The 25807-nt window shown below is 34.6% G+C and carries 18 protein-coding genes, 1 rRNA gene and 1 pseudogene; 14 read left to right on the forward strand and 6 right to left on the reverse strand.

Going from position 1 to position 25807, the window contains the following annotated elements; translation table 11 throughout:
• The first annotated feature begins 104 nt into the window (after positions 1-104).
• The 6 genes from K5I29_RS00630 (at position 105) to K5I29_RS00655 (ending at position 11229) form a co-directional block, all read left to right on the forward strand.
• The gene (locus K5I29_RS00630) at positions 105-917 is read left to right on the forward strand and encodes a hypothetical protein (RefSeq protein ID WP_264433961.1); all 813 of its coding nucleotides are present in this window, start codon (positions 105-107) and stop codon (positions 915-917) included.
• Between the two features lie 63 nt (positions 918-980).
• Positions 981-1928, forward strand: coding sequence for a TonB-dependent receptor plug domain-containing protein (locus tag K5I29_RS00635; protein ID WP_264433962.1), 948 nt, complete (start codon positions 981-983; stop codon positions 1926-1928).
• A gap of 52 nt (positions 1929-1980) precedes the next feature.
• A complete protein-coding gene (locus K5I29_RS00640; protein ID WP_264433963.1) occupies positions 1981-2973 on the forward strand; it encodes a TonB-dependent receptor domain-containing protein in 993 nt (330 codons plus the stop codon).
• 80 nt (positions 2974-3053) lie between these two features.
• Complete coding sequence (locus K5I29_RS00645; protein ID WP_264433964.1) at positions 3054-8075, forward strand: translocation/assembly module TamB domain-containing protein; 5022 nt, start codon at positions 3054-3056, stop codon at positions 8073-8075.
• A gap of 26 nt (positions 8076-8101) precedes the next feature.
• Positions 8102-10393 (forward strand): translocation and assembly module lipoprotein TamL, encoded by a 2292-nt coding sequence (gene tamL / locus K5I29_RS00650; protein WP_264433965.1) that lies wholly within the window; start codon positions 8102-8104, stop codon positions 10391-10393.
• 11 nt (positions 10394-10404) lie between these two features.
• Positions 10405-11229: a hypothetical protein gene (locus K5I29_RS00655; RefSeq protein WP_264433966.1), complete on the forward strand. Its 825-nt coding sequence runs from the start codon at positions 10405-10407 to the stop codon at positions 11227-11229.
• Between the two features lie 36 nt (positions 11230-11265).
• Here the strand turns inward: K5I29_RS00655 and miaE are convergent.
• A pseudogene (gene miaE, locus K5I29_RS00660) lies at positions 11266-11845 on the reverse strand (tRNA isopentenyl-2-thiomethyl-A-37 hydroxylase MiaE).
• Between the two features lie 71 nt (positions 11846-11916).
• Here miaE and K5I29_RS00665 point away from each other — a divergent pair.
• Positions 11917-13170 (forward strand): glycosyltransferase family 4 protein, encoded by a 1254-nt coding sequence (locus K5I29_RS00665; RefSeq protein ID WP_264433967.1) that lies wholly within the window; start codon positions 11917-11919, stop codon positions 13168-13170.
• Positions 13151-13600 carry a GNAT family N-acetyltransferase gene (locus K5I29_RS00670; RefSeq protein ID WP_264433968.1) on the forward strand — a complete coding sequence of 150 codons (450 nt, stop codon included), beginning with the start codon at positions 13151-13153 and terminating at the stop codon, positions 13598-13600. Before K5I29_RS00665 ends, K5I29_RS00670 begins: the two co-directional genes overlap by 20 nt.
• A 33-nt stretch (positions 13601-13633) precedes the next feature.
• Here K5I29_RS00670 and K5I29_RS00675 read toward each other — a convergent pair whose 3' ends face one another.
• The gene (locus K5I29_RS00675) at positions 13634-14077 is read right to left on the reverse strand and encodes a DUF4268 domain-containing protein (RefSeq protein WP_264433969.1); all 444 of its coding nucleotides are present in this window, start codon (positions 14075-14077) and stop codon (positions 13634-13636) included.
• Positions 14078-14113: 36 nt separating this feature from the next.
• On the opposite strand from K5I29_RS00675, the gene K5I29_RS00680 reads away from it, so the two are divergent.
• Together K5I29_RS00680 and K5I29_RS00685 are read left to right on the forward strand one after the other, a co-directional pair.
• A complete protein-coding gene (locus K5I29_RS00680) occupies positions 14114-14758 on the forward strand; it encodes an NUDIX hydrolase (protein ID WP_264433970.1) in 645 nt (214 codons plus the stop codon).
• A gap of 37 nt (positions 14759-14795) precedes the next feature.
• Positions 14796-15608 (forward strand): lysophospholipid acyltransferase family protein, encoded by an 813-nt coding sequence (locus K5I29_RS00685; RefSeq protein ID WP_264433971.1) that lies wholly within the window; start codon positions 14796-14798, stop codon positions 15606-15608.
• Between the two features lie 33 nt (positions 15609-15641).
• Here K5I29_RS00685 and K5I29_RS00690 read toward each other — a convergent pair whose 3' ends face one another.
• On the reverse strand, positions 15642-16307 hold the full coding sequence (locus tag K5I29_RS00690) for a GNAT family N-acetyltransferase (protein WP_264433972.1): 666 nt from the start codon (positions 16305-16307) through the stop codon (positions 15642-15644).
• A gap of 319 nt (positions 16308-16626) precedes the next feature.
• Here K5I29_RS00690 and K5I29_RS00695 point away from each other — a divergent pair, with 319 nt between their 5' ends.
• On the forward strand, positions 16627-18159 hold the full coding sequence (locus tag K5I29_RS00695; RefSeq protein WP_264433973.1) for a SulP family inorganic anion transporter: 1533 nt from the start codon (positions 16627-16629) through the stop codon (positions 18157-18159).
• 30 nt (positions 18160-18189) lie between these two features.
• Here the strand turns inward: K5I29_RS00695 and K5I29_RS00700 are convergent, their stop codons facing one another.
• Positions 18190-18624, reverse strand: a complete 435-nt coding sequence (locus tag K5I29_RS00700) for an acyl-CoA thioesterase (protein WP_264433974.1) — start codon at positions 18622-18624, stop codon at positions 18190-18192.
• A gap of 218 nt (positions 18625-18842) precedes the next feature.
• Between K5I29_RS00700 and K5I29_RS00705 the strand changes: the two genes are divergently transcribed.
• Both K5I29_RS00705 and K5I29_RS00710 read left to right on the forward strand, forming a co-directional pair.
• Positions 18843-21032: a glutamine synthetase III family protein gene (locus tag K5I29_RS00705; protein ID WP_264433975.1), complete on the forward strand. Its 2190-nt coding sequence runs from the start codon at positions 18843-18845 to the stop codon at positions 21030-21032.
• Positions 21033-21083: 51 nt separating this feature from the next.
• A complete protein-coding gene (locus tag K5I29_RS00710; RefSeq protein ID WP_264433976.1) occupies positions 21084-21890 on the forward strand; it encodes an OmpA family protein in 807 nt (268 codons plus the stop codon).
• A gap of 94 nt (positions 21891-21984) precedes the next feature.
• On the opposite strand, the gene K5I29_RS00715 is transcribed toward K5I29_RS00710, so the two are convergent.
• Together K5I29_RS00715 and K5I29_RS00720 are read right to left on the reverse strand one after the other, a co-directional pair.
• Positions 21985-22959, reverse strand: a complete 975-nt coding sequence (locus K5I29_RS00715; protein ID WP_264433977.1) for an SDR family oxidoreductase — start codon at positions 22957-22959, stop codon at positions 21985-21987.
• Between the two features lie 155 nt (positions 22960-23114).
• Positions 23115-23678, reverse strand: coding sequence for a Crp/Fnr family transcriptional regulator (locus K5I29_RS00720; RefSeq protein ID WP_264433978.1), 564 nt, complete (start codon positions 23676-23678; stop codon positions 23115-23117).
• Positions 23679-24232: 554 nt separating this feature from the next.
• Between K5I29_RS00720 and K5I29_RS00725 the strand changes: the two genes are divergently transcribed.
• Positions 24233-25748, forward strand: a 16S ribosomal RNA gene (locus K5I29_RS00725).
• The last annotated feature ends 59 nt before the right edge of the window (positions 25749-25807 follow it).

Below are 25807 nucleotides of genomic sequence, written 5' to 3' on the forward strand. Positions count from 1 at the left end.
ACCTTGCAAACCGAAACTTTTTAGTTTGGGGTGCTTTTATATACCTTAATAAGATTAATATCATGAAATTATTTTCTTTCATAAAAAACACGTGCCTACTTGTTATGGCAGCTTTTACTTTATTTGCTTGTTCAAGCGATGATAATGCAAATTCAAATTCAACCGATGATTTTTTAAACCAAATGAAGTTGGTTCAAACCATTACCAACGAGGCGCACAGCATTAAAATTTACACAAAATCAGGCGTAATTTTAACGGGGTACAATAATATTTATCTTCAAATTCAAAATGCTGACGGTACGTTTGTGGAAGATGCACAAATTAATTGGATGCCAATGATGTACATGACCGCACATGCGCATTCAAGCCCAAAATCTGCTGTTGTAAAAGCAGAAGGGTCTAAAAATACATACGGCGGATTTATTGTTTTTCAAATGGCTTCTCACGCATCTGAATATTGGGAACTTACCCTAAATTATACCATTAATGGACAAGCTTTCTCGGCAACCGATGTAATTCAGGTAAACCAAGCACCAAACAGAAATGTGCAAAGTTTTAAAGGTACCGACGGTGTAAATTATGTTGTTGCCATGGTTGAACCAACCGAACCTAAAGTTGCTGTAAACAACATGAGTGCGGTTTTATACAAAATGGATATGCACGATTATAGCCTGGTAACTAATTATACCATTGCTATTGATCCACGTATGCCAGGCATGGGTAACCACTCTTCACCAAACAATCAAAACTTAACGCCTGGTTTTGGCTCTTTTTATTACGGAAAGTTAAGTTTAACTATGACCGGATATTGGACCATTAACCTACAAGTACTAAACGAATTACAAGAAGTTATTAAAGGAGAAGCAATTACGCCAACCAACACTGCTAGTAGTATTTATTTTGATTTAGAATTTTAACAACTAAAAGCTTGTTTTACTGCAAGTAAAACAAGCTTATTGTTTCATGTAAAAAAGATAAAAATGAAAATAAATTATATAATACTTAGCACTTTTGTTTCGTTTTCGGCTTGGGCACAACAAAATCCGATTGTTTCCGATTCAATCACCAATCAGGAATTAAAGGAAGTGGTTATTTCAACCACCAATAAATTTAATAGTGCCATAAGTAAACCTTTAGGTTCTGTAGATGAATATTTACAGCAAGCTAATACCGTAACCATGGTGCGCCGTGGCGGATATGCATCTGAGCCATTTATAAACGGGATGGCAACAGACAGATCGGTAATTACTATTGACGGCATGCGTATTTATGCAGCCTGTACTGATAAAATGGATCCGGTAACCTCGTATGTAGAAACTTCTAATTTACAAAAAGCAACATTTGCTTCAGGGCAAGCAGCATCTTCAACGGGTGCAACCGTTGCTGGCGGAATTAATTTGGTTCGAGCAAAAGGAACTTTTGGTCCTAAAGCTTTAAACGGCTCTGCTTTTGCTGGTTTTGAAACCAACAACAAGCAACGCATTTTTGGAGGTAGTTTGCATTATAGTGCCCCTAAATTTTATATTGATGTAGATGCAACTTACAGAAAAGCGGCTAATTATAAAGCAGGAGAAAATGAAGAAGTTTTATATTCTCAATTTCAAAAAGTAAATACAGCAACAACTTTTGGGTATAAACTAACCGATCACAAACAGTTAGAAGCTTCGTTTATTTATGACCATGCATCAAACGTGGGTTATCCTGCGTTACCAATGGATGTATTGTACGCAAAAGCTTATATCGGCTCATTAGCATATAAACAGCATCATATTAGTGATGTTTTTCAGCATTGGGAAACTAAAATTTATTACAACAATGTTACCCATGTTATGGACGATTCTAAACGTCCGGATGTGCCTATTAGAATGGATATGCCGGGATGGAGCCGAACAACCGGAGGTTATTCAACCTTAACCGGTAGCGGGTAATCATGATTTTAAGCTAAATGTTAACGCGCATCACAATTATTCGTTGGCCGAAATGACAATGTTTTCAAACATTCCTTCTCAAAAAGATATGTTTATGTTAACATGGCCGGGCGTAACAACCAATTATGTGGATGTGAATGTAGAAGATAAATATTACTTATCAGACAATTGGTCGGTTAAAGCTTTAGCTGGTTTAGGTTTTCATAACAATCAATTAAAAAACGAATTGGGTTTTGAAAGTTTGCAAATTTTTTATCCGGACCTTACAAAAAATAAAAACCGATTGCTAAAACGTTTTTCAGGTACGGTTCAGTATCAACCCGAAAATTGGATGGCTAGCGTAACTTTAGGTTATGGCGAAAGGGCCCCAAGTATTTCAGAAGGTTACGGGTTTTATTTATTTAATAGCTTTGATCGTTTTGATTATATCGGAAATCCGAACTTAAAAAACGAAAAATCAACCTCAATTGCTGTAAATGTTGGTTACACTGCTGGCAAATGGGCTGCAAAGCTAACTGCTTCAGCTTTTTATTTAAACGATTACATTATCGGAAAACCAGATCCCAACCTGAGTACCATGACAATAAATGCTGCTGGAGTAAAAATATACGATCAGTTAACTTATGCAACAATTTATAACTTGGCTTTAGATTTTAATTATAATTTTTTCCGATATTTAGCTTTTAAAAATAAATTTGTTTACGCACGAGGTACGGGGCAAGGCAATATTAATTTACCAACCATGCAACCGTTTACTTATCAATCGGCCTTTGTGTTTTCAAACAACGGTTATGGTGCTATGGTTGAGGTAAAAGGTGCAACTAAACAAACTAAAATAAATACTGATTTTGGAGAAATGCCTTTACCAAGTTATGCTATTTTAAACGCAAGCGTAAGTAAAGATTTTTACTTTGCTAATAAGCAATTGGTAGTAAAGGTTGGTGCAGAAAATATACTAGATAAAAAATACACCACGTTCTCCGATTGGAATCGCATACCGCAAATGGGGCGAAATGTATTTATTAACACAATTATAAATTTTTAGAAAACTCGTTTTTTTACGAGTTTTCTTGTAATAAATTCTTACATTCTTAGTTATAAGAACAGGCTCATAAATTAAATAAAATGCGAATTAAAAAGGTACTTAAGTGGTTGTTTTGGACTATTTTTTCAATAGTTTGTTTATTGCTGCTCTCAACTTTTTTAATTCAAATTCCTTCGGTACAAAACAAGCTTAAAAACATCGGGGTTAATTACCTGCAAAACAAAATACAAACCGAAGTTGCTTTAGATCGATTTTATATTAACTTCCCGAATGAAATTGAGGTTGATGGCTTGTTTTTACGCGATCAGCAGCAAGATACGCTGGTTTATGCCAATTCTTTACGCGTATCTATAAACCTATTCGATTTACTGAACAGCAAAGCTAATATTACCTTAATAAAAGCGGATGATTTGATAAGCAACATAGCCAAAGATAGCCTTGGCGTTTTTAATTTTAATTATATAGTTGATGCATTTGCCAGCCCAAAACCTGCTGAGGTAGATAAAGAGCCGTCTAACTTTGTAATTGAATTAGGTAAAATTGAGCTGAATCGCATTCAATTTTCTTATCAAGATGCAGTTGAAGGTATGGATATCGCTGTATCCTTAAACGAATTAGATACCCGATTTAAAGATTTTGATTTAGATAAATTAATTTTTGAAACGCCAAAAATTAAAATAGATGGCTTGCAAGTAAACGCTGCGTTTCAAGAAAAAAAGCAAGCAATTGTATCGGATACAACCACAACAGAACCTGCTGTTTTACCTCAGTTAAAGCTAAAACATTTGGCTTTATCTAATTTTGATATTACATATTTAGACAACAATGCCAACATTGATGCTGCAGTTGTTTTTAAAACTTTAGATGCTAAAATTAGTACAATTGATTTACAAAACTTAGCTTTTGAGGTAGATCAGATTGATTTTGAACAAGCTAATGTTGACGTAACTTTATTAAAAGCTCCAAAACAAGTTGTGGCTGAATCGGCAACATCTAAATCCGAAACGGCAGCTTCCCCAAAATTTGTATTAAACAAAATTAATATTGAACAATTGGCGCTTAATTTTAGCAACCTAAACGAAGCTAAAGCCAAACATGGCGTCGATTTTAATTATCTTTCTTTTTCTCAAATTGATTTGCAAGCTTCGGCTATTAATTACCAAACAGATGCAATTACTGCAAATATAGAATCCGGATATTTAAACGAAAGCGCTGGCTTGTTAATTCAGCAGCTACATGCAAATTTAGCATATGGCGAAAGCGGAATTCAGGTAGAAAATTTTAAACTTAAAACACCAAAATCTAATCTTGTTAATCAAACGCAACTACGTTATAATAATCTTACAGAACTAACTAATAATTTAGGAAACGTACAAGTTGATGCTGAGTTTACCAAATCTAAACTTGCGGTTAGCGATTTATTATTGTTAGCGCCCATGTTAGCAGAGCAAGATGTTTTTAAAAACAATAAAAACGCAACGCTGTATTTAGACACCAAAGTTAGCGGCTCGGTAAATAACTTAAACATTGCTCGATTTAATTTTTCAGGAATAGGAGCAACGTCTGCAACAGCCAGCGGACAAATTAAAAATGCTTTAGATCCAGATAAGCTTTATGTAAACTTAAAAGTGAAAGAGGTAAAAACTACTCGAAAAGATATTTTAAGTTTTGTGCCTAAAAATACCATTCCAGAAAATATTAGTTTACCCGAACAAATTGCTTTAAAAGGAAATGTTGTAGGCAGCTTGCAAAATATTGCTGCACAATTGGCGCTGCAATCTAGTTACGGATTAGCTGATTTTGATGTGAAACTAAATCAGGCAGTTAAAGGCAAAGAAGTTTATGAAGTTCATGGTAAAATAGAAAGCTTTGAAGTAGGAAAATTAATTAAAAACGATTCTATCGGTAAATTGTCGTTAACTATAAACGCGCAAGGTTCAAGTTTTGAGCCTAAAACGGCAACAGCAACTTTTAATACTACAATTTTAGATTTTGAGTTTAATGATTACAAATACGAAAACGTTTTACTAAACGGTCAAATAAACCAAGGCAATTATACAGCCGATTTGTGTTTTATAGATCCGTTTGCTGAGGTTCAGTTATGGGCATCGGGGCAATTAACAGATTCCTACCCAACATTAAATTTAGAAGGCGATATTGCGAAATTAAATTTACAGCAACTTAAGCTAACACAAGATGCGGTTGGAATAGAAACTAAGTTTCATGGTAATTTTACCGATTTAAATCCGGCCAATTTAAACGGTAAATTACGTGTTACCGAATTTAATATTATTACGCCAACGGTTACTACGCCAATTGATACCATTAAGGTAGATATTATTTCTAGTCCAACAACCAATAATTTTTATTTACAATCTCAAGTTGTAGATGCATCTGTAATCGGAAAATACAACATAAGTACTTTGCCGGGCATGTTTATGCAAACGGTTTCTAATTACTTTAATATTTCGGCACCCGAAACCGAATATATTCCTACAGATAACACCTTTTTTAACGCAAAAGCTCAAATAAAAAACAACAAAATTTTATTTAGCTTGTTGCCTGATTTAGAAAGTTTTGAAACCGCAACTTTAACCGCTTGGTACAAAGCCAATGCCAGCGCTTTTACTATAAACTTTAAGTTACCTAGTTTAATTTACGGGAAAAATACCGTAAATAATATTGCTTTAGATGCTTACACGCAGGGCGAGCAATTGCAATATAATTTTTCTATAGAAAATTTACGTACCCAGGCGTATCGCATACGTAATATTTCGTTATCTGGCGAAGCCGAAAACGACAAGCTTTCTTATTTGTTTTTAATTAAAGACAAAACGTTAGCTGAGCAATATAAAATAGAAGGAAATATTACAACGGTTGACGAACTTTTTGCATTTAAACTTAATCCGGCTGGTTTGTTATTAAATTACGAACCTTGGAACATTGCAAAAGATAATGTTATTGAATGGTCGCCAAATGGAATTTTAGCACAAAACTTTGAACTTTCTAACCGCAGCAGCAGTTTAACCATTCAATCCACAGAAAATGAAGTAAACGCCCCGTTAAAACTTACTTTTAATGATTTTAAGATTGAAGATATTACGCACATCATTAAACAAGATTCTTTAGCTGCTAAAGGAACAATTAACGGATACGTAACGTTTGATAATTTACAAGAAGATATTGATTTTACTAGTGATTTATCTGTAACCGATTTTCAGTTTAACACAGCAAAAATTGGCGATATTTCGGCATCAGTTTCTCGTGCAGAAAATAAAGAAGATTATATAACCAGCATAAAACTTACAGGTAATGGTAACAACGTTGTGGTTACTGGTGGTTACAATACGGTAAAAAAATCATATGCTTTACAAGCTATTATTCACGCCATGCAAATGGAAACGGTGCAAGGTTTTGCGGCCGATCAAATATCTAAAACAGCCGGATTTGTTTCTGGCGCTATGTTTATTAAAGGCGCCGATGACGATTTATCTGTTTTAGGACAAATGAAGTTTAACGATGTTGGATTAACCATAAACATGTTAAATGCGCCATTTAAAAACATCAATAAATCAATTGTATTTAATCGTCAAGGAATTGTTTTAGATAATTTTCAGATTACCGATATTGATAATAATACGCTGAATTTAGATGGTAAAATTTTAACCACCAATTATCAGGATTTTAAATTTGATTTGAATTTAGAATCTAAAAACTTTGTGGTAATGAATTCTACCGAAAAAGATAACGATTTGTTTTACGGTAAAATGGGCATCGATTTAGATATGTCAATAAAAGGCACTTCTTTATTGCCACAAATTAACGGTAGCATCAACATCAATAAAGATACCGATTTTACCTTTGTTTTACCAGCAAGCGATCCGTCGTTAGCAGAACGTGAAGGTATTGTAGAATTTGTTGACAACAATGCGTTTGTATTTAATCAAACCCTAGAAACTGATGAGCAATTGGGGCAAACCGATATAAAAGGTATTAATTTAAATGCAGCTATTTCGGTAAATAAAGAAGCAACTTTAAATGTAATTGTAGATAAGCAGCACGGCGATAAATTGGTTTTAAACGGCTCAGCGCAATTAGCTGGCGGAATAGATCCGTCTGGAGGAATTTCGTTAACCGGTACGTATGAAATTGAAAGCGGATCGTACGATATGACATTTAACTTTATTAAACGTAAATTTGATATTAAAAAAGGTTCGTATATTATTTGGACCGGGCAACCAACATCTGCCATTGCAAATATTACTGCTATTTACCGCACCAATGTTGCACCGATTGATTTGTTAACTTCGCAATTACAAGGCATGTCAGAATCAGAACAAAATTTGTACAAGCAACGTATTCCGGTAGAAACTTTGTTAGAATTAAGCGGCGAATTGTTAAAACCAAAATTAGCTTTCAACATTCAGCTGCCCGAAAATAATTACAACGTATCAACCGAAGTTTACAATGCGGTTGATGATAAGCTAAAGCAATTACGTACAGACGAATCAGAATTAAACAAACAGGTTATTGCCTTGCTAATTTTTAACCGTTTTATTGGTACCAGCTCGTTAAGTTCGGCAGCCGGATCATCAGTTTCTAGCATTGCACGTCAAAGCGTTAGTAATTTAGTTTCTGAAGAATTAAATTCGATCGCTTCGCATTTAATTACCGGGGTAGATTTAAATTTTGATTTAGATACTACCGAAGATTATTCAAGCGGTAAAAAAGCCAATCGTACCGATTTAAACGTACAAGTTTCTAAACGTTTGTTTGACGATCGTTTAAAAATTACCGTAGGTAGTAACTTTGGTTTAGAAGGCGAGGAGCGTGCAAACGAACAAACAACCAACATTGCCGGCGATATTTCTGCCGAATATATGCTAACCGCAGACGGCCGTTATATGATTCGCGTGTATCGTAAAAATACGTATCAAGTTGCTTTTCAAGGTCAGGTAGTAGAAACTGGGGTAACCTTTATTATTACCATGAATTACAATACATATAAAGAATATGTGCGTAAAAATCGCGAAGCGCGAGAACAACGTAAATTACAAAAAGAACAACAACGCAAGTTGAAAGAAGATACCAAAACCATTTAAAATCAATCCGTTTTAGTCCCAATTAAATGAAAAGCACTGTTTTTTCCATAAAATATTTTTTACTCCTTGTATTAATCGCAATTTATACAACAAGTTGTTCTGGGATTAAAGCAGTTCCTGAAGGTGAATATTTGTACGTGGGGCCTAAAATTGCTGTTTTACCCGATTCTATTTATTCTAAATCCGAACGAAAAGCTTTTGATGCAGAAATTAATGCGTTGCTTTTTCCTAAACCTAATAAATCATTTTGGGGCATGCGTCCCGGGTTGTTTTTTCACAATTTAAAAAATCCAGAAAAAAAATCGGGCTTAGGCCATTGGCTAAGCAAAAAATTTGGCGAAGAACCTATTTTACTTTCTAATGTAGATGTTAATTACAACCGCGATTTAATTGTTAACCGATTAGAAAACAAAGGTTATTTTAACGTGCGTGCCGAGGCAGAAGCTAATACAAAAGTTAAAACTGCAACTGTTGATTACGAGGTAACACCAAATGCTCAGTTTTTAATTCGCGATGTAAGTTATGCTAGCGATTCGTCGCGCATTTGGCAAGATATTTTAAAAACTGAAAAACACAGTTTATTAAAACCCAATCAGCCGTATAATTTAGATGTTATTAAGCAAGAACGTGTTCGTATTGATACATATTTGCGCAACCACGGTTATTTTTATTTTATAGATGATTATTTACTTATTCAGGCAGATAGCTCGGTAGGAAAACATCAGGTAGATTTAAGATTAGTTTTAAAACCTACTACGCCAAAAATTGCAAAATATCCGTATAGCATTAACGATATTTTTGTTTACGTAGGAAATAACGATGCCAACTATTTTTTAAATTATAAAAAAGATACGGTTCCGAATTATAAAAACATTGTAATTACAGATCTCGATTCGTTATTTAAGCCTAAAATTTTTGACAATACCATACATTTTAAAACCGGAGGATTATACAACCGCCGCGATCAATCTATTTCCTTAAATAGATTGGTTAACTTAGGTATTTTTAAGTTTGTTAAAAACCAATTTGTCATTGCCGATTCGCTAAATCATAAGCTGAATGTAATGTACATGTTGTCGCCTTCAGAAATGAAATCGTTACGTTTTGAAACTACCGGAAAAACCAACTCGGCTAGTTATACCGGGTTTGAGGTTTCTACCAATTGGCAACATAAAAACTTATTTAAAGGCGGTGAACGTTTTAAGTTTTCTGTTTTTGGCGGAATGGATTTTCAGTTAGGAGGTAATAATCAAGGATATGATATTTACCGTTTAGGTTCTGAGCTCAGCATCAATTGGCCGCGCTTAATTGCGCCTTTCGGAATAAATTATACCGGTGATTACGTGCCAAGAACCCAAGCAACCATTGGATACGAATTTCAGAAAAGGATGCAGTTGTATGCTTTAAATACATTTAAAACGTCGTTTGGTTACAATTGGAAATACCGAACATTCTCAGAACATAATTTGGATGTAATTGAAATTTTTTACGTTTCTCCAACATCGGTAACCGAGCTTTTTCAAAACCAAGCCCAAACCAATTCTTACGATGCTCGTATTTTAAATAAACAGCTCACATTTGGACCAACGTACAGCTATACATTTACCAATACCATGTTAAACAAAAAAAACACATGGTATTATAAAGGTTCGGCAGATTTATCGGCTAACATTGTAGGTTTACTTACTGGCGCCAATGTAAAAAAAGGGAAAGAAAAAGAAATTTTAGGCGTACCTTTTAGCCAATATGCCAAAGTAGAAAACGATATTCGTTTTTACCATAAAGTTTCGCCAAGAGCCACATTGGCTACGCGCTTTTTAGCCGGCGTTGCTTATCCGTACGGAAATTCTAAAGAAGTACCGTATTTGAAACAATTTTTTATTGGAGGTTCTAACTCCATTCGTGCTTTCAGACCGCGTTCTATTGGTCCCGGAAGTTACGATCCTAAAACTGCACCAAGTTCTTTTTTAATGGATCAATCGGGTGATATTAAGTTAGAAGCTAATATTGAATACCGTCCAAAACTTTTTAGCGTTTTTGAAGGAGCAATTTTTGTTGATGCCGGAAATGTATGGTTAATTAATAAAAATGAAGCGCGCCCCGGCGGAGAATTTACTAAAGATTTTTATAAAGATATTGCTATTGGAGCCGGTGTTGGCTTACGTGTAGATATTGAATTACTTATTTTTAGATTAGATTTGGCTTTCCCGGTTCGTTATCCGTACGGTGAAGATCGTTGGGCAAAAATAGATTTATTAAATAGCAGATGGCGAAAAGATAATTTACTTTTAAACTTTGCTATTGGTTATCCGTTTTAAATTATTGATGTATGATAAAACACATTTTATTTTTTGCGCTATGTTTAGGAGGTGTAATAAGCTATTCGCAAACAGCTAACGACGAATTAATTCAACAATTATATAAAAGCGATCAAGCGGTAAGAAAGGAGCTTCATGAAATAATAAATTCTGAAGATCAAACAAATTTGTATAAAAAACTTGACGAAATGAATAAGATTGATGCTGTTAATCAAAAAATTGCATTTCCGTTACTTGATAAATATTTAGAAAATGAAATTGAATTATCTAACGAATCTATAAAAGGGCTTTATTATATTTTACAACATTCCGAATTTCATGAAAAATACAAACCTTTTGTTGAAATAGCTTTTCAAAAAAAAGCTATTATGCCAAACGAATACGCGCAATTTATAGACAGATTATTGGTTCGCAAAAAACAAACTCAGTTATACGGGCTTCAGTCAAAATATTGGCCTGAAAATCAAGATATGTTTCTTTTTCCATTAGATAAAAATTATGCAGCCAACAGAAAGAAGATTGGATTAGAAATGGCAGATTATTCTAATTATAAAGATGAATATGTACCAGTTTTATTGAAAAAAAACGAATTCGCAGTTTTTGGCCATGTAAAAAATAAAAATGCAAATCCAATAGAAAATGTTGAGGTTTTTTATAACAATAAAAAAATAGCAATTTCTAACAAAAAAGGATTTGTTGCAGCTAAAATTAAGCCTGAAACTAATAAGCAAATACAGCTGATTTATAAAAAAGACGGAAAGTTATTGTTTGAAGAAACGTTTGATATAAAAGATAATAATTGGCAACTTTTAACGCCAGGTTATATAATAAAATAATAAAAAAATCCACTTCATATAGAAGTGGATTTTTTGTTAACCATGTACGGTTTCTTTTTTACCATATTTTGCAATAATGGTAGCTTCGTAAGTTAACCATTCTTGCCAACGTGCATCTACATCAACACGTTCCGAATATTTTTTTGCCAACTTTAAAAAAGTGGTATAATGGTTGGCTTCGCTTACCATTAATTCGTGGTAAAAAGCGGCCAATTCTTTATCTTCAATATTTTGAGAAAGTACTCTAAAACGTTCGCAACTTCTCGCTTCAATCATCGCTGCAAAAAGCAAACGTTCAATTAAAGCATCGTTTCGGCTTCCGTCTTTTTTAGCAAACTTCATCAATTCACCAACATAATCATCTTTACGCTCACGTCCTAAAGTTAACGCGTTCCTGAATAATTTTAAAAACCATTCCAAAATGCTCCATTTCTTCCTGAGCAATAGCAACCATTTCGGCAACCAAATCGGGTTTTTCAGAATTGTTTACAATAATGTACATGGCATTAGATGCTGCTTTATGTTCACACCAAGCGTGGTCTGTTAAAATCTCTTCAATGTTAGATTCTACAATGTTTACCCATCTTGGGTCGGTTGGTAATTTTAATCCTAGCATAATAAACATAAATTAGTGCAACAAAATTACGTTGTTTTTTGATTAAAAAAAAATTAAGCTAATTTTGGGGCATGAATCCAACGCTATTAATTCTTTCATCGGTTTGGGTAGAACCAAATTCGTCTGCAGCTGGCATGCGCATGTTGCAACTTATTAATTTGTTTCAAAACCAAAAATACACCATTCATTATGCATCAACCGCTGCAAATAGCTTGTTTGGTTTCAATTTGCAAACTTTAAATGTAATTACACATACCGTAGAATTAAACCATGCTAATTTTGATGCTTTTGTAAAACAACTAAATCCTGATGTGGTTATTTTTGACCGATTTATGGTTGAAGAGCAATTTGGTTGGCGCGTGTTACAGCAATGCCCCAATGCGCTACGAATTTTAGATACTGAAGATTTGCATTGTTTGCGCCAAGCAAGGCAATTGGCATACAAGCAAAATCGTGATTTTACTGAGACTGATTTGTTTTCAGAACATGCAAAACGAGAAATTGCTAGCATTTTACGTTGTGATTTGGCGTTAATTATTTCAACCTTCGAAATGCAGTTGCTACAAAATCAATTTCAAATTCCCGAAAACCATTTGTTTTACTTACCTTTTTTAACCGATTTAAATGATTGGAATTCTGCTGTTAATAAAACATTTAATCAGCGTGCCGATTTAGTTTGCATCGGTAATTTTTTACACGAGCCCAATTGGGCAACCGTTCAGATAATAAAAGAAAACATTTGGCCTATTTTACGTAAACAATTGCCAGAAGTAAATATGCGCATTTATGGTGCTTATCCGTCGCAAAAAGTTATGCAATTGCACAAACCTGCCGAACGTTTTTTTATTGAAGGCCGTGCCGATAATGCTTCTGAGGTAATAGGTTCTGCTAAAGTTATGGTTGCACCTATTCCGTTTGGCGCCGGCATAAAAGGGAAATTGTACGAAGCTATGTTATACGGAACGCCATCGGTTACAACACCAATTGGAGCCGAAGCCATGTACGATAATTTGCCTTGGAACGGGCAGATTGCAGATAATGAAATCGATTTTTGCAACGCAGTTGTACATTTGTACCAAAATGAAAACCAGTGGAAACAAGCCCAACAAAACGGCTATGATTTAATTAAAAGTAAATACGATAAAGATTTATTTGCCGATTTGTTTTCGGTAAAAATAGAATCATTAAAAAATAACCTAACTTTGCATCGCAATACGAATTTTATGGGGCAAATTTTAAATTACCATTTGTACAGAAGTACAGAATTTATGTCCCGTTGGATCGAAGAAAAAAATAAAAAACAAAATGAAAATAGCTCAAGTTAATAGCGAAACGGTAGATTGGGATTTGTTAATTTTGGCTGATCCGTCGGAAGAAGTTATTGCATCGTACATTGATAATTGTATTATTTTTCAGTTGTACGAAGAAACTTTTCCGGTTGCTGTTGTTGCTCTTTTAAAGTTAAACGATACTGAAATAGAAATTAAAAATATTGCCGTTGACGAAGAATATCAGAATCAAGGATTAGGAACCGATTTAATTCATTTCTGTGCCAAGCAAGCCAAACAAAATGGCTACAAAAAATTATGGATAGGAACCGGAAATTCATCATTATCTCAATTGCTTTTGTATCAAAAATTAGGTTTTAGAATGAGCTATATTAAAGAAAACTTTTTTGTAGAACATTATGACGAAAAAATTGTAGAAAACAAAATACCGTGTTTAGATATGGTTATGTTATACAAAAACTTATAAATAAAAAAGCTTACCTAAATGGTAAGCTTTTTTTTATGTGTTAATTTCTAGGTCAGAAATATAATCTTGGTATTCGTAAAAAAAGTATTCAAACGCAGCCATTTTTTCATTAAAAAAGTCATAAATAGCTGGCCATGTTGCTCGGTTGTTAATGCAAACTCCTGTTTTTTCAACCCAAATTTTACTAATTAGTTTGCCGTTGTCTAAATAAAAATTACGTTCAAAAATAGCATCCGGCACATGTTCTTCTAACAAAATGGTTTTTAACGATTCTATTTTTTCATAATAAATTTTTCGCTTTTCATCATCTTTACATTCGATATCTAAAGTTACTTGCGCTTTTTTGTTGTCGGCGTAAAATTTAAATGTAAAATCTTTAATCTTCGTGTCGTACAACAACCATTTTCTTGGATATTCTTCCGCAAAGGTTGTCCAAAATTCTTTTTTTATTTTTAGTGCTTCTTCTTTACTAAACATTTCAGTATCTTTATTACTATAGATTTATTTCGAAAAATGAAATTTGATACATTTTTACAATCGCTTACAAAATTACAAAATATTGAGTTACCATTTTTAGTATCGCACGAAAAGATGGCTCCTTTTGAACGCATCAACCAATTACGCAGCTTAGACTTTTCGAGTTTAGATTATCGCGAAGCTGCTGTTTTAATATTGTTTTACCAAAAAAATAACGAAACGTATTTTGTGCTAACCGAGCGAAATGAATATGCGGGCGTGCATTCTAAACAAATTAGCTTGCCTGGCGGTAAAAAAGAAAAATTTGATTTAGATTTAAAACATACCGCAGTGCGAGAAACTGAGGAGGAGATTGGAATAAATATTTCGGTACAGCAAGTTGCCAGTGCTTTATCACCGGTTTATGTGCCACCAAGTAATTTTATGATTTATCCGTTTATTGGATTTGCCAACCAATCGTTTACCTTTAATCCAGATCCTCGAGAAGTAAAAAATATAATTGAAGTTAAGGTGGCCGATTTGTTTCATCCCGATGTAGTTCAGTTTCAAAACATGACAACATCGTATTCTAATTCAACTTCGGTTCCTTATTTTAAAATTAATGATTATGTAGTTTGGGGAGCAACTGCTATGATTTTAAGCGAATTAATAGATGTGCTAGATGTTTTATTAAAACAATAGAAATATGTACCTTTGTTGTCTGACAAAAAAATAAAAAATGGGATTATTTAAGCGAAACATATTTGGGCACATCTTATTTTTAAAACGCTGGTTAATTTATGCTTTTGGTTTGCTAACGCATAAACGCTATAAAGGATTTAATCAATTAAATATTGAAGGCTCAGATATTTTAAGAAATTTGCCCCAAAACAATGTACTTTTTATATCCAACCATCAAACGTATTTTGCTGATGTTGTTGCCATGTTTCATGTATTTAACGCCAGCTTAAAAGGACGCGAAAATAATATTAACAATGTTGCAGGTTATTTATTTAACCCCAAGTTAAATTTGTATTACGTTGCAGCTAAAGAAACCATGCAAAAAGGCCTTTTACCTCGTATAATGGCTTATGCAGGAGCAATTTCTGTTGAAAGAACTTGGCGTGCCAATGGTGCCGATATTAGCGGTGCCGATAAAAAAGCTGTAAATTTAGATGATACAGCCAATATTGGCGAAGCTTTAAAAGACGGATGGGTAATAACGTTTCCGCAAGGAACAACCAAATCGTTTAAGCCCGTACGTAAAGGTACTGCGCACATTATAAAAAATTATAAACCAATTGTTGTACCGGTTGTGATTGACGGATTTAGACGTTCTTTTGATAAAAAAGGTTTACGTTTAAAGAAAAAAGGCATTTTACAATCTATGGTAATCAAGGCACCATTACGTATTGATTACGATAACGAATCGATTGATGAAATTGTTAGAAAAATTGAATTTGCTATTGAACAGCATCCTTCGTTTTTAAAAGTTATTTCTGAAGATCAGCTTAAAGAAATGGAAAAGCTAAATAAAGAAAGAAAATATTAATTAAAAAGCTCAACTTTTAAAGTTGAGCTTTTTTTATATTGCTAAAGCTGGCGTGCTGTAAAGTTTGTTTTGTAACATGGTTTTTACATTAAAATGCCATTCGTGTTTTAAAATACTTAATACCATGCTATCACGGCGTAAACCATTTGGTGCAATGGCGTTGCTGCGTATAACGCCCTCAATGGTACAACCAATGCTTTTTAAGGCATTAATGCTGCGCTCATTTTCAGTATAGCAACGAAATTCTAAGCGCTCCATATGCATGGTTTCAAAACAAAAATCAAGCAACAAATATTTACAATGCTTGTTAATGCCAGTACCTTGGTGGTGCTTACCATACCAGGTATAACCCATTTGCATTTTTTGTAACCCTAAATTAATGTCACAAAAGCGGGTAGCGCCTGCAAATTTATTTTGCATTTTATCATAAACAATAAACGCATATTCTTGTTGTTTAATTCGAGCTTCAATAGCAGCGCTAATATATTTTTTTAAATTATCTGGCGTATTGGCTTTCACCATGGTATATTCCCAAATTTCTGGTTCATTTTCAGTAAAATATAATAAGTCATGAAAATGGTTTTCCTGAAGCGGAATTAACTTTACGAAGTCATTTTCTAAAATATAGTCAACATTAATATCAAAGTTTGTCATCAACTTAAATAGCTGTAAATCAGTTAGTAATAAATTATAAGGCATGCAAAAATAGTAAAATAATTGATTGATTTACATTTCTTAAAAAAAATAATATTTTAAATTTTTTAATTGATTGATTATCAATGTTGTTTTTGTTTTAAATAATGAAATTTTAACTTTTATGGGTTTAAAATATAATATTTTATTTTGATTCACGTTTTAATAGTGTTGAGTTAGAATTTATATGTTAGTAAGCCAGTTTACTGGTAATTTTTTGTTTGTTTAGTAAGAGAAAAATGCAGGCCAAGGCCTGCATTTTATTTTTCAACTTAATTGATATGGCCCTTTACGGGCTATTTTTATTTACATTTGCAAAAAAAACATGTTACAAAAGTTAAAGCACGGTTGGGGCAATATAAATTATAAAGTAGAAATTTTAGCCGGTTTAACCGTAGCAATGACCATGATACCGGAATCGTTATCGTTTGCTATTTTAGCTAATTTAAATCCGTTAAATGGTTTATATGCTGCTTTTATTATGGGATTAGTTACCGCATTGTTTGGCGGACGTCCAGCTATGATTTCTGGCGGAGCAGGAGCAACGGTAATTGTTTTAATTGCTTTGGTGCAAACACATGGTGTTGAATATTTGTTTGTAACTGTAATTTTAGCCGGAATTTTTCAGTTACTGGTTGGAGTTTTTAAATTGGGAAAATTTATTCGTTTAGTTCCAGAATCGGTAATGTATGGTTTTGTAAACGGTTTAGCGGTTGTAATTTTTTTATCGCAACTAAAACAATTTAAAACAATACAGGCTGGACAAGAGGTCTGGATGCAAGGCCCTGAATTATATAAAATGCTTGCTTTAACAGGTTTAACTGTTGTAATTGTTTTTCTATTTCCAAAAATAACAAAAAAAATTCCTGCATCATTGGTTGGTATTGTTGTGGTTTTTGCCTTAGTTGCCGCATTAGGAATAGAAACCCGTACGGTGAAAGATATTGCAACCATAGCTGGTACATTACCTCCGTTTCATATTCCAATGGTTCCTTTTTCGTTAGAAACCTTGCAGGTTATTTTTCCATACGCCTTAGTAATGGCTGGCGTTGGTTTGATAGAAACCTTATTAACCTTAACAGTGGTTGATGAAATGACTGAAACCCGTGGAGATAGTAATCAAGAATGTTTAGCACAAGGTTCAGCAAATATTTTAAATGGATTTTTTACCGGAATGGGTGGTTGTGCCATGATTGCGCAAACTTTTGTTAATATTGATGCGGGCTCACGTACGCGTTTGGCTGGCGTAATAGGTGCTTTTGCCATTTTACTTATTATTTTAGTAGGCGCTCCGTTTATAGAAATGGTTCCTATGGCAGCTTTAACCGGAGTAATGATGGTGGTTGCTTTTTTAACCTTTAAATGGAGTAGTTTTAAGTTTATTCATAAAATGCCAAAATCAGATACAATTGTTATGTTGGTTGTTATGGCAATTACCATTTTTATGCACAATTTGGCTTTGGCCGTTTTAGCTGGAGTTATTATTTCGGCCTTAGTTTTTGCTTGGGAAAGTGCGGTACGTATTCGTGCACGTAAATATGTAGCTAATGACGGAATAAAATATTACGAAATTTATGGACCTTTATTTTTTGCGTCGGTTTCTCATTTTATAGAAAAGTTTGATGTGGATGCCGATCCTGAAAATGTAGTTGTAAGTTTTAAAGAAAGTAGAATAGCAGATGTTTCGGGTATTGAAGCTTTAAATAAGTTAGCCGAAAAATATAGAGCAAAAGATAAAAAAATTGTTTTAACACATTTATCTGCCGATTGTATTCAATTACTTAAAAATGCCGACGTTTTAGTTAAGGTTGATATCAATACAGATCCTACGTATAAAATACCATATAACGTACAGTAAAAAAAAGAGAAAGCTTTAGCTTTCTCTTTTTTATATTTCTACATAAGTTGTAGCTTTCGGTATTTGTAAAACCTTTGCTTGTATATCCTGAGGTAAAACAGTTAGAGCGCGTTCTTTTAAATTCATAAAAGCACCATCTACATTTACAATAGCGCTTAAAGTACCGTCTACTTTAAATAATTTATGTTCGATACTAAATCTTGACTTTTGTGTATCATATTTTGTTAAGGCAACTTCAATATAAACAAACTCATCCATTCTTACTTCGCGTTTAAAAAGCGTTTCTTCTCGAAATAATACCGGACCAATTCCAAGTTTTAGGCATTCTTTCATAGAAAGACCAATGTGAATCATTAAGTTGCTACGTGCTTGGGTGCACATATCAGAATAAGCTGAATGCCTAACATGTCTGTTAGCATCAATCATAGACCAAAGTACTTGTCCTTTATAAAAAATAGTTTCCATTATAAGTATTAGTTTTATGCAATATATAAACTATCTGTAAAATTTGCTAATTGTTGTTTTTGTAAATCAACCCTTGTTTTATTGGGGGTTGTGCTTTTGTTGATTGTAGATAATGATAATTTAACATATAAAAAATAGGGGTGTTTTGTAAATAGTTTGTGTTTTTTTATAAATTTGTAGCGAAAAACAAACCAATATTAATTATAATAATAGGTAGTATGGCATCATTTCGATTTGAAGCATTAAAAATTGCAGGAACCAGACCAATGGTAAACGTTTCTGAATTAGACCGTAAGTCGGCAATTTTCGGTAGCAATGTTTTTAATGATAAATCTATGCGACAATTTTTAACTCCAGATGCTTACAAAGCGGTTAAAAACGCAATGGATTTGGGGGTGAAAATAGATCGTAAATTAGCAGACAGCGTTGCAATGGGTATGAAAGAGTGGGCGCTTTCTAAAGGCGTTACGCATTATACGCATTGGTTTCAACCGCTAACAGGTACAACGGCAGAAAAGCATGATGCTTTTTTTGAAACTTCTCCAGACGGGGCAGATCCGATTGAGCGTTTAGCAGGTACGCAATTGGTTCAGCAAGAATCAGATGCATCATCTTTTCCTAATGGTGGTATTCGTAATACGTTCGAAGCGCGTGGTTACACAGCTTGGGATCCAACTTCGCCAGCATTTATTTACGGTACAACTTTATGTATTCCTACCGTTTTTGTTTCGTACACCGGCGAAGCTTTAGATAATAAAACACCTTTGTTACGTGCGCTTTCTGCAATAGATGCTGCCGCTACTGAAGTTTGTAAATATTTTGATAAAAACGTAAAAAAAGTTGTTGCAACCTTAGGTTGGGAACAAGAATATTTTTTAATAGATTCGGCTTTAGCAGCTTCTCGTCCTGATATTTTACAAACCGGACGTACCTTGTTAGGGCACACAGCAGCTAAAGGACAGCAATTAGAAGATCATTATTTTGGATCGATTCCTTCTCGTGTTTTAAACTACATGCGCGATTTAGAAAACGAATGTATGTTGTTAGGAATTCCTGTTAAAACGCGTCATAATGAAGTTGCTCCAAATCAATTTGAATTGGCGCCAATTTTTGAAGAAGCAAATTTAGCGGTTGACCACAACTCCTTATTAATGGATGTAATGCAAAAAGTTGCAGAACGTCATTATTTTAAAGTGCTATTTCACGAAAAACCTTTTAAAGGCGTTAACGGGTCGGGTAAGCACAACAATTGGTCACTTTCTACCGATACTGGCGTAAATTTACTTTCACCAAGTAAAACACCAATGAGCAATTTGCAGTTTTTAACTTTCTTCATTAATACCATTAAAGCGGTTTCAATTTATGAAGAATTGTTGCGTGCATCTATCGCATCAGCATCAAACGATCATCGTTTAGGAGCTAACGAAGCGCCACCGGCAATTGTTTCTATTTTTATCGGCCAACAACTAACCAAGGTTTTAGAAGAACTTGAAGGAGTTTCTACCGGAAAATTATCTCCAGAAGAAAAAACAGAATTAAAACTAAACGTTGTAGGTAAAATTCCAGACGTGTTGTTAGATAATACCGATCGTAACCGCACATCATCATTTGCTTTTACAGGCAATAAGTTCGAATTCCGTGCTGTAGGTTCTACCGCAAACTGCGCTAATGCCATGACGGTAATTAATACCATTGTTGCTAAGCAATTGGTTGATTTTAAAAAGGAAGTGGACGATTTAATTGAAAACGGCGGATTAAAGAAAGACGAAGCTATTTTTAACGTGTTACGCGAATATATAAAAGACACCAAAAATATTTTATTTGAAGGTGATGGATATAGCAAAGAATGGGAAGAAGAAGCGGTTCGTCGCGGACTTTCTAACCACAAATCTACTCCAGCAGCTTTAAAAGCAAGAATTTCTGAAAAAGCTTTCTCTGTGTTCCAAGAAATGAACGTTATGGATCATACCGAGGTTGAAGCGCGTTACGAAATTGAATTGGAAGAATACATTAAAAAAATTCAAATCGAAGGCCGTGTGTTGGGCGATATTGTTCGTAATCACGTAGTACCAACAGCTATTCGTTATCAAAATGTTATTGTAGAAAACGTAAAAGGGTTAAAAGAAATTTTTGGAGCCGATTACGAACAATATGCCGAAGAACAGCTTTTAATTCTTAAAAAAATATCCAAACATATAAACGGTATTCATGCCAAGGTTTATGAAATGATGGATGCGCGTAAACAGGCCAATTCGTTAACTAATGTGCAAGAAATTGCCGATGCGTATTGCGACAACGTAAAACCATATTTCGATCAAATTCGTTATCATTCAGATAAATTAGAATTAATTGTTGATAATGAAATGTGGACCTTAACAAAATATCGTGAATTATTATTTTCTCGCTAATTACCAATGAAAAAGGACTGAATATCAGTCCTTTTTTTTTATTTTTATAACATGAAAAAGCTATTTGTTTTATGTTGTGTAGTTTGTCTGCAAATAGTAACTGCGCAAAATAAGTTTACGGTTTATTTTGATACAGATAAGTACGAATTAAGCGAACCGCAGGTCGATTCGCTAGCTAATTGGATCAAGCAAAACCGCAGTTCCAAAATTATTTCCATGCACGGGTTTACCGATCAAGTCGGAACTGTTATATATAATGATACGTTATCGCAAAAGCGCGTGCAAAATATGTATCATTTACTCAAACCTTATCTTCAAATACGCGATGATTTTGAGTTGCAAAGCTTTGGTAAAAATCACGATTTAGAAAAAGACCAAGCAAAAAATCGCCGTGTTGATATTTTTTATTTAAAAGAAGATGAGCTTGCGCTCGAAAATCAAATTCTTGGCATTCAACGGCAACCTATTTCTCCCCATGCAACCTTGGCCGAAAAAGTTAATAATGCTTGGGTAGGAGATAAAATAGAACTGCCAAACATTTATTTCCGAATAGATACGTTTGCTATGTTGCCACAATCTAAACCTATAATGGATGAGTTGGCTAATATTTTGCTGCAAAATCCTAATTTAGTAATCGAGGTTCAAGGACATATATGTTGCCAGCCCAGAGATACGCGTGATTTGTCAACCCAACGCGCCAAACAAATTAAGCGCGTTTTAATGCGTTATGGTGTTAAGGAACATCAAGTGCGATTTAAAGGTTTGGGTAGTACGCAACCTCGATTTACAATTCCTGAACAATCCGAAGCCGAACGTGCAGCTAATCGCCGTGTGGAAATTGAAATTATTAAAAATTAATTGTATATTTTTTATAATGTATCAATATCAAAAACGTCAATAAACTTTTAGCTTTATTTACGTTTTTGATATTTGACATAGGTAAGTTGAAAAATTAAGGAATGACCTTGTCTAATTTTAATTTTTCAAACAAACTTATAAACGATTTTTTTGTGTTGTAAAATTCTTTAAAACCAAGAGAACGGCTATTTGTAATATCTGTAATTACTTCAATCGGGCGGCCTAAATCTAAATCCGTATGCCATGCAGAGCTAACTTTATTTAAATCTGCTCCTACTAAATTAAACTTTTGTGCCATTTCTGTCCATAATGCCTCTTTTCCTTCTAAAGTTTTTTCTAGTGGTCTTATCTGGTTTTGGAATCCTTCATATTCTATTCTAAACCATTCTGCAATTTGTTTCCATAACCAGCTCCATCTAAAAACATCACCATTTAGAATGTTAAAGGCTTTGTTGTTAGTTAAAGGTGTTTGTGTAGCCCAAATAATTTGTTTAGCTAAAATTTTTGCATCTGTAACATCTGATGAACCTTCCCATTGTGCCTTAGATCCTGGGAAAATGAAAGGTAAGTTATGTTCTTTGCAGATTGAAGCGTAAACCGCTGAGGTTGTTCCCATGTTCATTAAATTGCCAACGGCATTACCAATTACGGTGTGTGGTCGGTGAACGTTCCAGGTAAAACCATCTTTTTCAGCAGCAGCAAATAATTCATCTTCTTGCGCGTAATAAAAGTTAGGGAAACTTAATCGCGGCTGATCTTCGCGTAATGGTGTTTCTGGTAACTTACCTTCAGAAACATAACTTTCAAACGGGCCTAAGTAATGTTTTAACCCCGTAACCAATGTCACGTGTTTAACTGATCTTTTCTTTCTAACAGTATCTAATAAGTTAGCAACTAGCGAACTGTTTAATAAAATATTTTCCTCTTCAGAGCTGCCTTTCATCCATGTGGTAAAAAAAACATGCGTCGGATGAATGTGTTCCAAAGCTTTTTCTAAAGTAGCTTTATCTAATAAATTAGCTTTTACTGGTTTTACTCCAAAAATGTCTTTCTTAGCGCTTCTAGACAATCCAAAAACTTCCCATCTTTGGTTTATTTATTCTGTACATAAGTTGTTTCCGGTCATACCACTCGATCCAACAACTAAAGCTATATTTTCCATAAATAATTATTTGTTGCAAATTTATTGTGCTAATTGTGGTGTAAAAATGATCCAGATCAATTTTAATCATTTATTTTTTTCTTTATTCTACTAATGGTCTCAGGGGTTATGCCTAGGTATGATGCTATTAAGTTCTGAGGTAAACGTTTAATTAAATTAGGGTAAGATTCTAAAAAATGAATGTATTTTTCTTCAGCAGTATGTGTATTAGCGCTAATTAGCCTTGTATCTTTAGTAGTTAAGCTATTTTGATAGAGAATACGAAAGTACTTTTCCATTGCTGGAATTGCTTCAAGCATCTTCTCATAATTCTCCCTAGTAAGCTGTAATAAAGTAGAATCCTCGATAGCATCAATGTTTAACTTAGCTTCACCTCCACAAATAAAGCTATTAAAGTTCGAAATCCACCAACCTTCCCAGGCAAACAAGCTAATATGTTCATTGCCTTTTTCATTCATTGTGTACGATCTTAATAAACCGGTTGCAACAAATGAAATTGAATCAGATATACCGCCTTCTTGTAATACGAGTTGCTTTTTTTTCAAACTTTTTAAATTGAAAAAAGTAACAAGTGTTTTTTCTTCATTTTCTGTTAAAACAATTTTTTTATGTATATGCGAAAGCAAAACATCATATGCTTGTTCTATTTTTTTTGATCATATAAAGATAAATATTACTTTCTATGATACTTTTATTTGTACGTTTTTCTCGTCTTTTTTTCATTTTGCTGATTATGTAACAATTGCTCTTATTTATTTCCTCCCGAATAACAAAAAAATCATTCGCTAACCCTTCACAAAATGAACGTTTTAAAAAATAGTTTTTAAAAAGATGCATTTTTATTTGTTTGCGATAAAAAAAAGGTACTATCTTTGCCATCGCAAACAAGGATATATGCCTTGTTTTTTTATCTCAAGTTCATAAACCTATTGTAATCTTCAAAACGCTTTTAAAATCGGCTAAAACCGGTTAAAAAAGAAAAAAAATATTTTTCTAAAAAAGTTTTGTAAGATTAAAAATAAGTTTTACTTTTGCACTCGCAACTGTGAAAAACACGGGATGCGTTAAAAAAGAAGTAACGATTACGTTCATTGATATATTGAATTGACAGCAAAAAAGTAAGAGAGTAATCTCGTATTAAAGAAAAAAAGACCTAGCAATCGTACAATAATAAAAATATACGATGAAGAGTTTGATCCTGGCTCAGGATGAACGCTAGCGGCAGGCCTAACACATGCAAGTCGAGGGGTAGAAGCAGCTTGCTGCTTTGAGACCGGCGCACGGGTGCGTAACGCGTATGCAACCTACCTTATACTAAGGAATAGCCCAGAGAAATTTGGATTAACGCCTTATGGTGTTTTAGATTGGCATCAATTTACGACTAAAGATTACGGTATAAGATGGGCATGCGTCCCATTAGTTAGTTGGTAAGGTAACGGCTTACCAAGACGATGATGGGTAGGGGTCCTGAGAGGGAGATCCCCCACACTGGTACTGAGACACGGACCAGACTCCTACGGGAGGCAGCAGTGAGGAATATTGGTCAATGGAGGCAACTCTGAACCAGCCATGCCGCGTGCAGGAATAAGGTCCTATGGATTGTAAACTGCTTTTGTATAGGAAGAAACCATCCCTTGCGAGGGGTCTTGACGGTACTATACGAATAAGGATCGGCTAACTCCGTGCCAGCAGCCGCGGTAATACGGAGGATTCGAGCGTTATCCGGAATCATTGGGTTTAAAGGGTCCGTAGGCGGCCTAGTAAGTCAGTGGTGAAAGTTTGCAGCTTAACTGTAAAATTGCCATTGAAACTGCTGGGCTTGAATTTTTGTGAAGTAACTAGAATATGTAGTGTAGCGGTGAAATGCATAGATATTACATGGAATACCAATTGCGAAGGCAGGTTACTAACAAAGTATTGACGCTGATGGACGAAAGCGTGGGTAGCGAACAGGATTAGATACCCTGGTAGTCCACGCCGTAAACGATGGATACTAGTTGTTCGGTTTTCGGACTGAGTGACTAAGCGAAAGTGATAAGTATCCCACCTGGGGAGTACGAACGCAAGTTTGAAACTCAAAGGAATTGACGGGGGCCCGCACAAGCGGTGGAGCATGTGGTTTAATTCGATGATACGCGAGGAACCTTACCAGGGCTTAAATGTAGATTGACGTATTTGGAAACAGATATTTCTTCGGACAATTTACAAGGTGCTGCATGGTTGTCGTCAGCTCGTGCCGTGAGGTGTCAGGTTAAGTCCTATAACGAGCGCAACCCCTGTCGTTAGTTGCCATCGAGTGATGTCGGGAACTCTAACGAGACTGCCAGTGTAAACTGCGAGGAAGGTGGGGATGACGTCAAATCATCACGGCCCTTACGTCCTGGGCCACACACGTGCTACAATGGCCGGTACAGTGAGCAGCCACTACGCGAGTAGGAGCGAATCTACAAAACCGGTCACAGTTCGGATCGGAGTCTGCAACTCGACTCCGTGAAGCTGGAATCGCTAGTAATCGGATATCAGCCATGATCCGGTGAATACGTTCCCGGGCCTTGTACACACCGCCCGTCAAGCCATGGAAGCTGGGGGTACCTGAAGTCGGTGACCGCAAGGAGCTGCCTAGGGTAAAACTAGTGACTGGGGCTAAGTCGTAACAAGGTAGCCGTACCGGAAGGTGCGGCTGGAACACCTCCTTTCTAGAGAAGTATTGATAGGTTCAACTTTATATTGAAATTACTCTCGCTGTTAGTTCAAA

The sequence above is a fragment of the Flavobacterium agricola genome, from assembly GCF_025919725.1.
In the GTDB taxonomy this organism is placed as follows: domain Bacteria; phylum Bacteroidota; class Bacteroidia; order Flavobacteriales; family Flavobacteriaceae; genus Flavobacterium; species Flavobacterium agricola.

What these genes read in the sequence shown, in the direction of transcription:
- K5I29_RS00675 (WP_264433969.1), bottom strand. Translation starts at nt 14,077, where the DNA reads ATGTTTAGTAAAGAAGAAGCACTAAAAATAAAAAAAGAATTTTGGACA.
- K5I29_RS00640 (WP_264433963.1), top strand. Translation starts at nt 1,981, where the DNA reads ATGACAATGTTTTCAAACATTCCTTCTCAAAAAGATATGTTTATGTTA.
- K5I29_RS00685 (WP_264433971.1), top strand. Translation starts at nt 14,796, where the DNA reads ATGGGATTATTTAAGCGAAACATATTTGGGCACATCTTATTTTTAAAA.
- tamL (WP_264433965.1), top strand. Translation starts at nt 8,102, where the DNA reads ATGAAAAGCACTGTTTTTTCCATAAAATATTTTTTACTCCTTGTATTA.
- K5I29_RS00700 (WP_264433974.1), bottom strand. Translation starts at nt 18,624, where the DNA reads ATGGAAACTATTTTTTATAAAGGACAAGTACTTTGGTCTATGATTGAT.
- K5I29_RS00655 (WP_264433966.1), top strand. Translation starts at nt 10,405, where the DNA reads ATGATAAAACACATTTTATTTTTTGCGCTATGTTTAGGAGGTGTAATA.
- K5I29_RS00705 (WP_264433975.1), top strand. Translation starts at nt 18,843, where the DNA reads ATGGCATCATTTCGATTTGAAGCATTAAAAATTGCAGGAACCAGACCA.
- K5I29_RS00635 (WP_264433962.1), top strand. Translation starts at nt 981, where the DNA reads ATGAAAATAAATTATATAATACTTAGCACTTTTGTTTCGTTTTCGGCT.
- K5I29_RS00630 (WP_264433961.1), top strand. Translation starts at nt 105, where the DNA reads ATGGCAGCTTTTACTTTATTTGCTTGTTCAAGCGATGATAATGCAAAT.
- K5I29_RS00645 (WP_264433964.1), top strand. Translation starts at nt 3,054, where the DNA reads ATGCGAATTAAAAAGGTACTTAAGTGGTTGTTTTGGACTATTTTTTCA.
- K5I29_RS00665 (WP_264433967.1), top strand. Translation starts at nt 11,917, where the DNA reads ATGAATCCAACGCTATTAATTCTTTCATCGGTTTGGGTAGAACCAAAT.
- K5I29_RS00710 (WP_264433976.1), top strand. Translation starts at nt 21,084, where the DNA reads ATGAAAAAGCTATTTGTTTTATGTTGTGTAGTTTGTCTGCAAATAGTA.
- K5I29_RS00680 (WP_264433970.1), top strand. Translation starts at nt 14,114, where the DNA reads ATGAAATTTGATACATTTTTACAATCGCTTACAAAATTACAAAATATT.
- K5I29_RS00695 (WP_264433973.1), top strand. Translation starts at nt 16,627, where the DNA reads ATGTTACAAAAGTTAAAGCACGGTTGGGGCAATATAAATTATAAAGTA.
- K5I29_RS00690 (WP_264433972.1), bottom strand. Translation starts at nt 16,307, where the DNA reads ATGCCTTATAATTTATTACTAACTGATTTACAGCTATTTAAGTTGATG.
- K5I29_RS00670 (WP_264433968.1), top strand. Translation starts at nt 13,151, where the DNA reads ATGAAAATAGCTCAAGTTAATAGCGAAACGGTAGATTGGGATTTGTTA.